The organism is Verrucomicrobia bacterium CG1_02_43_26, assembly GCA_001872735.1.
Lineage (GTDB): Bacteria > Verrucomicrobiota > Verrucomicrobiia > Opitutales > CG1-02-43-26 > CG1-02-43-26.
On the sequence record MNWT01000007.1, the window covers coordinates 56176 to 65859 of the forward strand.

At 43.9% G+C, this 9684-nt stretch carries 10 protein-coding genes; 6 read left to right on the top strand and 4 right to left on the bottom strand.

The features are described 5' to 3' along the window. Nucleotides 1-25 precede the first annotated feature (25 nt). The 3 genes from AUJ82_03640 to AUJ82_03650 all read left to right on the top strand — a co-directional run bounded on the left by AUJ82_03640 (nucleotide 26) and on the right by AUJ82_03650 (nucleotide 2587). The gene (locus AUJ82_03640; protein ID OIO60215.1) at nucleotides 26-1750 is read left to right on the top strand and encodes a hypothetical protein; all 1725 of its coding nucleotides are present in this window, start codon (nucleotides 26-28) and stop codon (nucleotides 1748-1750) included. Nucleotides 1751-1753: 3 nt separating this feature from the next. Continuing rightward, nucleotides 1754-2116, top strand: coding sequence for a hypothetical protein (locus AUJ82_03645; protein OIO60216.1), 363 nt, complete (start codon nucleotides 1754-1756; stop codon nucleotides 2114-2116). 66 nt (nucleotides 2117-2182) lie between these two features. Then, the gene (locus tag AUJ82_03650) at nucleotides 2183-2587 is read left to right on the top strand and encodes a hypothetical protein (GenBank protein ID OIO60217.1); all 405 of its coding nucleotides are present in this window, start codon (nucleotides 2183-2185) and stop codon (nucleotides 2585-2587) included. A gap of 41 nt (nucleotides 2588-2628) precedes the next feature. On the opposite strand, the gene AUJ82_03655 is transcribed toward AUJ82_03650, so the two are convergent. Beyond that, the gene (locus tag AUJ82_03655; protein ID OIO60218.1) at nucleotides 2629-3345 is read right to left on the bottom strand and encodes a hypothetical protein; all 717 of its coding nucleotides are present in this window, start codon (nucleotides 3343-3345) and stop codon (nucleotides 2629-2631) included. A gap of 192 nt (nucleotides 3346-3537) precedes the next feature. Between AUJ82_03655 and AUJ82_03660 the strand changes: the two genes are divergently transcribed. The 3 genes from AUJ82_03660 to AUJ82_03670 all read left to right on the top strand — a co-directional run bounded on the left by AUJ82_03660 (nucleotide 3538) and on the right by AUJ82_03670 (nucleotide 6316). Continuing rightward, nucleotides 3538-3816, top strand: coding sequence for a hypothetical protein (locus AUJ82_03660; protein ID OIO60219.1), 279 nt, complete (start codon nucleotides 3538-3540; stop codon nucleotides 3814-3816). Nucleotides 3817-3990: 174 nt separating this feature from the next. Then, nucleotides 3991-5145, top strand: coding sequence for a hypothetical protein (locus AUJ82_03665; protein ID OIO60220.1), 1155 nt, complete (start codon nucleotides 3991-3993; stop codon nucleotides 5143-5145). 64 nt (nucleotides 5146-5209) lie between these two features. Next, nucleotides 5210-6316 (top strand): hypothetical protein, encoded by a 1107-nt coding sequence (locus AUJ82_03670; GenBank protein OIO60221.1) that lies wholly within the window; start codon nucleotides 5210-5212, stop codon nucleotides 6314-6316. 8 nt (nucleotides 6317-6324) lie between these two features. Here AUJ82_03670 and AUJ82_03675 read toward each other — a convergent pair whose 3' ends face one another. From AUJ82_03675 to AUJ82_03685, 3 genes are read right to left on the bottom strand one after another with little or no spacing between them, the layout of a single operon-like run. Continuing rightward, nucleotides 6325-7419 (bottom strand): hypothetical protein, encoded by a 1095-nt coding sequence (locus tag AUJ82_03675; protein ID OIO60222.1) that lies wholly within the window; start codon nucleotides 7417-7419, stop codon nucleotides 6325-6327. Between the two features lie 26 nt (nucleotides 7420-7445). Further along, the gene (locus tag AUJ82_03680; GenBank protein ID OIO60223.1) at nucleotides 7446-8606 is read right to left on the bottom strand and encodes a hypothetical protein; all 1161 of its coding nucleotides are present in this window, start codon (nucleotides 8604-8606) and stop codon (nucleotides 7446-7448) included. Beyond that, nucleotides 8603-9373 (bottom strand): hypothetical protein, encoded by a 771-nt coding sequence (locus tag AUJ82_03685; protein OIO60224.1) that lies wholly within the window; start codon nucleotides 9371-9373, stop codon nucleotides 8603-8605. The genes AUJ82_03680 and AUJ82_03685 overlap by 4 nt, the downstream gene beginning before the upstream one ends. Between the last annotated feature and the right edge of the window lie 311 nt (nucleotides 9374-9684).

Below are 9684 nucleotides of genomic sequence, written 5' to 3' on the forward strand. Positions count from 1 at the left end.
AGAGATGCCTCTCGCCTGATCTCCTATGGAAACCCCTCAAACCCTCAGTACACGCGATTCTCCCATCGTTGGGAAATTGTATACCTTTCCAGCGCGCGTTGAGTATGTAGAAGGCTTGCGACGAGAGTTTACCCATTTCCTGAAATATTTGGGCATAGAGGGCGGAGATCTCGAAAGCTGGAAGCTCGTTTTTTCGGAAGCAGTTGTTAATGCGGTTCTCCACGGCAGCAAGGAAGATCCGTCTAAACAAGTCACGGTAGACTGGAGTGCCCGTGGGGATGAAGTATGGCTAGAAGTCATAGATTGCGGTCATGGCCCTGCGATTGAAACGACCCATCAACCCGGTTTGCCAGATGATCCCCTAGCGCAGAGTGGGCGAGGTCTTTATATTATCAAGCAGTTTTGTAATTCGTGGCAACATTGGTATGGCTCATCCGGCTATCGCCAGGTTTTGATTAGAAAACAGCCTGAAATTATTGCAAACGACCCTAGTCAGAAAATTATTGATTCCACGATCGAAGAGCTTGCGCAGTGCTATGAGAGTTTAGCTGCCTTTCACCATTTGGGGAGAGCGCTGATCGATGCGGACTCCGTTTCCAATTTCATCGAAAATGCAATTCAGGATATTTCGCGCGTTGTGCCTAATAATGGTGTTTTCCTCTATTTTGGAAAAGCCCTTAACCCCACATTATTAAAAGATCTGCAACAGATCTCTTACTACAAATCTGTTGATGAAGGCGATATACCCAACATTGTTATCGAAGAAGGACAGGAGTTTATTTGGGAAAAACCCTCTGAAATAACAAAAAACTCCAGCCTTTACGGTTTTAACTGCGGTATATGTTGCCCTATACGAGCTTCCCAGCAAATTTTAGGGACCCTTACAGTCGCTTGTAGTAATGAAAAACACTATATCAATGCTTCAGATCTTAATACCGTGCGTACATTTGCGGATTTATTTGGCATAGCAGTTGCACACGAGAACAATACAATCATGCGTAGCCGTGAGCAAAGGGCTCTGCAAGAGCTTGAAATTGCATCGGAAATACAGAAGACCCTCCTTCCTATTCCTGAGATTAAGGAACAAAATCATTGGAGACTCTTTGCTCAACGTAAAAGTGCGAGAGAAGTTTCCGGTGACTACGTTGATGCTTGCATTGGTAGCCATGGTGAACTTTATTTAGCGATCGTAGACGTTATGGGTAAAGGGGTTTCTGCTGCTTTTCTGGCAGCCGTTATGCGGACGGCACTCCATATTGCCACGCGCAATCTTACCGGCCTCAATGAGTTGGTTAATATGTTTAACGAGACCCTTCGCGCACAGATTGGTGATCTTACGATCTTTGCAACCTGTGCGGTGGTTATGATTCCCCCTTCTTTGGATAGAGCCTTTATTATCAATGCAGGACATTGCCCCGTGCTTTTCTTTAGAAACAATTCCCTGTTTAAGCAATTTGAGCCCTCTGGCCCACCTCTTGGACTATTTGATGATATTAACTATAAAGTTGATGAAATAGACCTGCACCCGCACGATTCTTTTCTGATGGTCACCGATGGCCTTTATGAAGTTGAGACCGCAGGGAAAATCTGGGGCTGGGATAATCTTGTTAATTTTATACAATCAAGGGGTGTGTCAGATCCAAAAGAACTTTGGGATGAACTTCAACAAGTGATCAATGCGGCAAGTCCAGATCGTGATACCGGTGACGACCAAACAATCCTCCATTGGGAATATACTTCTAAATTGTAATATATGGATAAAATTTTGATTGCAGATGATGACCCCTTTATGGAAAAGCTCTTAGAGTTTACCCTGAAAAAAGCTGGATTTGGGATCATCGCTTGCCGTGAAGGTAATTCGGTAATCCAACGTATTTTAGACGAAAAGCCTGTTCTCATCATTCTCGACCTCATGCTTCCGGGCCGTTCCGGTTTGGAATTGATAGGAGATATACGCGCTAATCAGTCTATTGCACGCCTTCCTGTTATTTTTGTTACCGGCCAAGGTAAGGAAAGTACACGAAATCAGTTAACCCAAGCAGGCGCATCCGCAGTATACACAAAACCCTTTAGCCCAACGGCTTTAATTGCAATGATCAAAAAACTTCTTGCTTGAATATACTTTCATATTAAACCATAATAAGTGTTAGGGTAAGGTACCCCCAACCTTCTTTACAAGAAAATGCCTACGGATCCCAATAAAGAAATTTCAACCATCCTAGAGTCTGTCCAAAAGGAGCTCTTGAATGATGAGCATTTGGAGGTATTGAATATGATTGCAGAGGGTTCTCCCTCAACTTTTTTTAATGACCTTAAAGACACGTTTAAAAGAGAATGGTCTGAGAGTATGTCCCGTTTACAAAAAGCTTGTGAGGTTTCAGATAGCACAGAAGTCCGTAAAACAGTACATTACTTAGCCGGCAGTAGTGCCAATCTTGGTCTCAAGCGTTTGCATGGTATATGCTGCACCATAGAGCAGAATATAGACGAAAATAATTTTTCTGCCTATAGCGTTTGCCCGGAGCATTTGCAGGAAGAATACCTGATATCTATGAAAGCCCTCGAGGATTACATAGATCAGTTGTAGAATTATTCTTTGGTTTTTGGGAGGGTGAAAGTCCCTATATGCTAAGAAAGCTCTCTGCTATCTTTAATCACTTGCAACCAAATATCCCTTAAATAGAACAAGGTTCGTAAGATTTCTTTTTGCATGGGAGCGGCAAAGGAAGCACTTGCTAGTGGTACCTGTTGAAGATAGGACATGCAAATATTAATCGCACTGAGCACAAACTTACCATGACAAACACACGCAGAATATTCTGTGTCATTCAAGAATTGAATAGCCATCACAACATGGTGGTGAGCCATAATGAGTGATTGCGCAAACTTCCAGTTCCCTTTATGAGTTAGCCCTTTGGGTTCCTGGTCTAAAAATGTTCCCCAACAAGAATGTACATATTGGAGGAGTCCACAAGTGGATACAAACAACGGATGCCTATGGATGGAGTAGGGGTCGGATGACGCTTCAGCAAATGCATCAAATTCACCCTCACCGAAAGATTCATCCTCGTCATCATCATCTTCATCAAGATTGAAATTCGCTTCTACGATATAAAGTTCTTTCGCAGGCCCTTGCATGGAAGGGTTTGCCCAGCCCATAGCCTTGAAAGTCTCTTCTAGGCAATTTTCACTGGCCTTAAGTTTTGAATAATGAGTAAGAAAACGGGCTATTTCAGAATTACTTTCCTTAACGTAGCTTTGCCAATCAAACTCACTCCACTGTGAACCTGCTTCCTCTTCAAATTCAAAATCGCCGTCGTGGAAGTTTTCATAATAATTATACATAATCGATGGCTAAGCTTTTTGTAAGGCTTTATACGTTAGATTATAATACTACATTACCCCCACACTATAAGCAAGTACAAATCCTAATAATTTAGCCCAGATCCGGTAGAAGCTTGAGATACTCGATTAATTGGTTTTTTGCTAAGATTTTTCCTTTACCTAACAATAATTATTCGATTACACTGCACCCACATGAAGTCGACTATTTTTCACCTCGAAGCCTATATCAGTGGCCACGTCCAGGGCGTTGGTTTTCGTTACACAACTTACCAAATCGCTAAGGGTTTTGATGTGACAGGCCAAGTGAAAAACCTCGATGACGGCCGTGTCTGGCTGGAGGTGGAGGGCGATGAGGGCGAGGCCAAAGCCTTTCTCGATGCGATTAAAGAACACATGCGCCATTATATTAAAGACGTAGAGGTAATCACCACCGGCCAAGTTAAGCGCCGTTCGGGCTTTATTATCTCGTAGTTTTGACTTTTTTGAGCGCAAGCCGTTTTACCTTAGTGGGATACAGAAAAAGTTTGCATAAGCGGGTGTTATGGGCATTATAAATATTTTATTTTTATAAGCGGAGCTTCCCCGTGTCATGGGGTTCGTGAAGCAATTATCCAGTACATATGTATAATACCAGCTCTTAAAAAGATGAAGTTTACAAAAACGGTTGTAACCGCAGGTTTGGCGATGTTTTCCATGTTCTTTGGGTCAGGAAACCTGGTTTTTCCGGTACTGATGGGAACTCAAACATTAGATAAAGCGCCTTTCGCAGCGGCGGGGCTTTTTCTAACGGGGGTACTTGTCCCGTTTATTGGATTGATTAGTGTCATTATGTACGCTGGGGATCGCAAGCGTTTTTTTTCCTGCATAGGAGTATGGCCTGCTTTTTTCCTCACGTTCGTTACGTTGTCCTTGATGGGGCCTTTTGGGGTGCTTCCGCGTTGCATCATCGTTGCATACGGTGGTATACAGCTTTTTATGCCGGATTTTTCCTTTAAAATCTTCGCTGTTATTTTCGCTGTTTTAACATCTTTAGTTATCTGGAAGCATGACAAAATTATCCCCATTTTAGGGCGGGTTTTAACCCCTTTTCTAATAGCAGGTGTCGGGGCTATTATTTTTATGGGCTTCTTTTATGGAAAGCCTGCTGAACCAACAGACTTAAACGCTTTGCGCTCCTTCAGTCAAGGTTTGCTAGAAGGTTACCAGATAATGGACTTGTTGGCGGCATTCTTTTTCGCCGCGACTGCGGTCGGTTACGTAAGTGTTCACTTAACGCCTTCAGACAGCCCAAAACTGCTGCCAAAGTTAAGTACTTATTCCAGTATTATTGCGATGATTCTTTTGGGGCTCGTTTACGTTGCATTTGTCATTTTGGGAGCTCGCTATGCCAATGATTTACAAGGGATTCCAGCCGAACAGCTCTTGGCGGCTATTGCTGGCTATACGATGGGAGAGTTCGCAATCCCCATCATTAGCATAACCATTGCATTGGCTTGCTTGACGACAGCAACCGTTCTGACAATGCTCTGGGCAGATTTCTTAAGCGTTGATATCACAAAGGGTCGATTGCCAAGGCACCCTGCTATCATTATTACACTGGGGATAGCCTTATTAGTTTCTTTCCAAGGGTTCGAGTCTATCCGTGGATTCTTGGGGACCATTTTGCAAGTGGCCTATCCGGCGCTCATTACACTTGCGTTGGCCAGCATCATTAAAAAATGGTTCTCTATACGTAAAAACATCGCTGGTTGGGCCTTTTGGGGTGCTTTAGCTGTGTCCCTCGGTTTTTATTACTTATAATTCAAATTTATAAACGATGCGCTTTACGAAGACAGTTGTAACCGGTGGATTGGCCATGTTCTCTATGTTCTTTGGTTCTGCCAATCTGGTTTTTCCCGTATCTTTGGGAACGGAGACGCTTTCTAGTTCCTACTTTGCCGCTATAGGCCTTTTTCTAACCGGTGTGATTGTCCCTTTTATCGGGTTAATGAGCATCATTTTGTATGCTGGGGATCGCCAGCGGTTTTTTGCCTACACGGGTAAAGTTCCTGGTTTTCTGTTAGCATTTACAATGCTCTCCCTTCTGGGACCCTTTGCTGTGGTTCCCAGATGTATTGTCGTAGCTTATGGCGGGGTACAGCTATTCATGCCTAGCTTGGGACTATTGCCGTTTGCTATAGGTTTCTGTTTGCTAACCTTACTGGTTATCTGGAAGCATGATAAAATTATCCCTATCCTTGGTCGTGTTTTAACACCTCTGCTCATACTCGGTGTGGGGATCGTTATCGCTATGGGGATGATCAAGGGTGGAGCTCCTATAGAATCTGACTTATCGGGCGTACAAGCCTTTAAAATAGGTTTGTTTGAGGGTTATCAGACGATGGATTTGTTAGCGGCTTTCTTTTTCGCGGCAACGGTTGTTGGTTATGTAAACGTCCACTTGACGGCTACAGAAAGCCCCCGACTTTTGATCCGTCTAAGCAGCTATTCCAGCATCATTGCAATCTCTTTACTGGGGTTGGTTTATTTTTTCTTTGTCCTTTTAGGAGCCAAATATGCGCCCTTATTACAAGGGGTTGCGCCCGAACAACTCCTCGCAACAATTGCGGGTCATACCATGGGCAAGATAGCTATACCGGTTGTCAGTATTACGATTGCGTTAGCTTGTTTAACAACGGCTACTATTTTAACGATCCTGTTTGCTGAATTTTTGTCCAGTGACATCATGCGTGGCCGATTAAACCGACATCCTGCAATACTGATTACGTTAGCGATTGCGCTCCTAGTGTCGCTACAAGGCTTTGGGGCAATCAAGCTCTTCCTCGCTTCGGTGCTCACATTTGTTTATCCCGCAGTGATTGCGTTAGCGGCAGGAGGAATTATCCGGAAGCTTTCCAATATTAAGTTCAATCTTGGTGGCTGGGCTTTTTGGAGCGTTTTAGCGCTCATGGCAATATTGCGGTTTCTTTAGTTTGCTAATCAGGATAAACCAAGGACTTCTTCTTGATGGTAGGCGCCATTTTGTACGGCGGTGAACTGCCAGGAAGGTTGATCGAGAAGCTCAGGTTTTTCCGTGCCGGTGCAAATAATTTGGTAACGGTCATCTAACGTTTTCCAAAAGGCTTCTCGCCGACGTGAATCCAGTTGCCCTAAAATATCATCTGCCAGAATAACGGGTATAATGCCCTTCTTTTTCTCAAAATAAGCTACCTGAGCTAACCGTAGGGCGATCACAAGTGTCCTTTGCTGGCCTTCTGAGGAAAATTGCTGTGCCTTATTGGATTGTAGGCGAAAGAGGAAATCATCACGGTGGGGACCTTTTTGCGTGGCCTTCATAATGTAGTCTCGTTCTCTGCTTTTTTGTAAAACAGCCAGCATGTGTTCGGGATCCTGAGCTTCTGTATTGGGTTGATATTGGAGCTGGGGGAGCTCCTCATCTATAGAAACAGAATTATGGTAGCTTTCCAGAAGCTCGTTAAGCTCTTGCAGTGCCTGTTGTCTTTTTCGGATAAGGACAACGGCATCCTGAGCCAATAACGCATCAAATGCTTCCAGGGCAGCGATATTCAGTTTTTCATGGCGAAACAAAGCGTTACGTTCCTTTAACCCCTTATGGTAACGCAATAAGGCGGTCAAATACTCCCTGTCCGTTGCGGCAAGAGAGAGATCCAGAAAGCGTCGACGAAGGAGGGGAGCCCCGCGCACTAAATGGATGTCCTCTGAGGAAAAAGCAACGGTTGGGAAAATGCCAATAAAATCCGAATTTTGCCGCACAGGATTTTGGTTAAACTGCAATGTCTTTCCCTTAGGCGTAATATCTATTCTGACCTCACACTCGCCTTCAACTTCATGCTCTATTTTGTAATAGAGCGAAGCCATCGTCTTACCATGTTGAATGAGTGTATTACTCTCGTGTGTACGAAAAGACCTCAGTGCGGTCACGAAATTCAGCCCCTCTAAGAGGTTTGTTTTCCCTTGGCCGTTCTTGCCATAGAAATAGGTATTCTGAGACAACGGTACAGCAGCGAAGTCTATATTCCTATATTGTTGTGCTCTGATTTCTATGAAGCGCATTGTTAGATTAAACCCCGGCTAGTATTCTAAAGGTCAATAACGGTGCTTTGCGAGCCTGAACCGCTTTGATTCAACTCTTCCCAAACAGAAATAAATCCCTCCAGTAAATCCTTCCAATCATCCTCCGTTGTCTGCCACCCGGAGCTGACTCGAATAAATCTTTTGGCTTCTTCATCCGTATATCCCATAGCCGACAGGACAGGCGAGCTTGCTTCTTTTTTAGAAGCGCAGGCAGACCCCGATGCCACACAAAATCCGCGCTTACTGAGTTGTGCGATCCAGCGCACGTTATTAAATTTAGGCATAATGAGCCCAACGGTGTTCCATACTCGAGAGGAATCCTGGCCAACAATCCTTGTGCCAGGTATTTCCATGCAAATTACTTTCTCAAACGAAGTTTTCTGTATCTCAAAAAGAAAAAGATGCTTTTCGATATAAGACCTACATGCTTGGTAAGCTGCCACCATAGCAGCAATTGCGGGGTAGTCTTCAGTTCCGGAGCGGTGCCCCATTTCTTGCCCGCCACCCACTGATATCCTAAACTGCGTAAAATTGTCAGGTATCTTAAGAAAACCGACTCCCTTTGGCCCGCCAAATTTATGGGCGCTACCTATAATAAAATCGCACTTGCCAAGTTCTCCTAGGGGCAGCTTCCCTATCCACTGAGAGGCATCGCATAAAAAAAGAATACCCCGATTTTTGCAGAGGCGAAGGACTTCTTCCCATGGCTGCACAATACCCGTTTCATTATTTAAGGCCATCAGCGCGATCAATTTTGGGCGCTTTTTTTCGATAAAACCATAAAGATTATCCAGATCCAATGTACCGTCTTTTTTTATCTCTAAATAGTGTGCACGGCTGCCCAAATAATATTTAGCTGATTGGTAGACGGCGGAATGCTCTATTGTAGAAACGCCTACAAAGGTATCCTTGTCTAACGTGTGTTTAAAGTGCTCAAATAACGCATTAGCTGCTTCAGTTGCCCCTGAGGTGAATATAATAGATCCTTTTTCGCAACCAAGCTCATCGGCCCAGAATTCACGTGCCGCTTCCAGTAAGTTGTGTACCTGAGCGCCTTCTCTATAGGGACTTGAAGGGTTATACCAATGATTATCTTGTGCTTCTAGGAGCGCTTTTCGAGCCGAAGCATTTAGAGGTGTTGTCGCATTATAGTCGAAGTACTTCATGGGACCCTCAAGATCTGGCCAACTCTTAAGCTATGGGGGCTGGAAAGGGTGTCCTGATTCTCTTCAAAAATTTCATGCCAACGCGCTGATGTTCCGTAGACCTTTGTGCTAATAGTTGAAAGGGTGTCCCCGTAGTCAACGGTGTAGAGCTTTTGCTGCTTAATTTGGAGCGCCTTCTTTTCCGGTTTCGGGGTAAAAATATTTTCTTTAGGTTTTTGTTGCGTTTCCTTTTGGGCAAAGGATGCGGGATTACTCAACTGACGTTTTGCAGCCGCTAATTGTTTCTTCAAATCAATATTTTCCTCACGCACTTGTTGTAAGAGCTCTAACAGATCAAGACGCTTGTCTTGACCCAACACAGAAGGCCCGGGGAAAGATTTTACAAACTCACGTTGGCCCGTTTCGATCATCTGCCGTACGATAGGGGATTGTTCTGCATTTGGCTTAAATTCCAAATATTTTCTAAAGTGATAAATCGCGGAAATCGGATCCTGTATATGTTCGAGATAAATCCTCCCTGCCTCCAGATGGCTTTCTGGGGAAATGTGGTGGTGCTCAATAACTTTTAAAAAAGAAGCTAAGGATTCCCTGTAGCGTCCATCCTGATAGAAATGTTTTCCGCGGCGGTAATTTTTATCCTCTGTTTCATTAAACCCCAGTGAACTATTTTGTGAACAGCCGGAAAGCAGGATAATAGCAGCGAACGCTATCAAACAAAATGATTTATAAAACTTCACAATTGAACTACTCTTTAAACTAACCAACACATTAACAGGGTCTTATATAACCCCATTATTGGCAATAAAAATGTGCATAGGAGAGGGTGTAACAGTGCTTCAGTTATTCACTTTATCTATAAGATTCTGTCGTTCCTCGGCCGAGTTCAAACTCGAAGTGCAACACATGCGGAGTTAAAGTTAAAGAGTTTTAAGGAACCGGAAGAAAAAAGCAAGAAAGATTCCATGGGCGATAAGTAGTGGAGGGATTTCCTTGGAGTGTGGTTGATTCTAGCCATGAAGGTCTGAACTTGGGCGGCGGTGACATCATTTTCGGTAAAATGTTTAGGAATATAACGGCC

What these genes read in the sequence shown, in the direction of transcription:
- AUJ82_03640 (OIO60215.1), top strand. Translation starts at nt 26, where the DNA reads ATGGAAACCCCTCAAACCCTCAGTACACGCGATTCTCCCATCGTTGGG.
- AUJ82_03645 (OIO60216.1), top strand. Translation starts at nt 1,754, where the DNA reads ATGGATAAAATTTTGATTGCAGATGATGACCCCTTTATGGAAAAGCTC.
- AUJ82_03650 (OIO60217.1), top strand. Translation starts at nt 2,183, where the DNA reads ATGCCTACGGATCCCAATAAAGAAATTTCAACCATCCTAGAGTCTGTC.
- AUJ82_03655 (OIO60218.1), bottom strand. Translation starts at nt 3,345, where the DNA reads ATGTATAATTATTATGAAAACTTCCACGACGGCGATTTTGAATTTGAA.
- AUJ82_03660 (OIO60219.1), top strand. Translation starts at nt 3,538, where the DNA reads ATGAAGTCGACTATTTTTCACCTCGAAGCCTATATCAGTGGCCACGTC.
- AUJ82_03665 (OIO60220.1), top strand. Translation starts at nt 3,991, where the DNA reads ATGAAGTTTACAAAAACGGTTGTAACCGCAGGTTTGGCGATGTTTTCC.
- AUJ82_03670 (OIO60221.1), top strand. Translation starts at nt 5,210, where the DNA reads ATGTTCTTTGGTTCTGCCAATCTGGTTTTTCCCGTATCTTTGGGAACG.
- AUJ82_03675 (OIO60222.1), bottom strand. Translation starts at nt 7,419, where the DNA reads ATGCGCTTCATAGAAATCAGAGCACAACAATATAGGAATATAGACTTC.
- AUJ82_03680 (OIO60223.1), bottom strand. Translation starts at nt 8,606, where the DNA reads ATGAAGTACTTCGACTATAATGCGACAACACCTCTAAATGCTTCGGCT.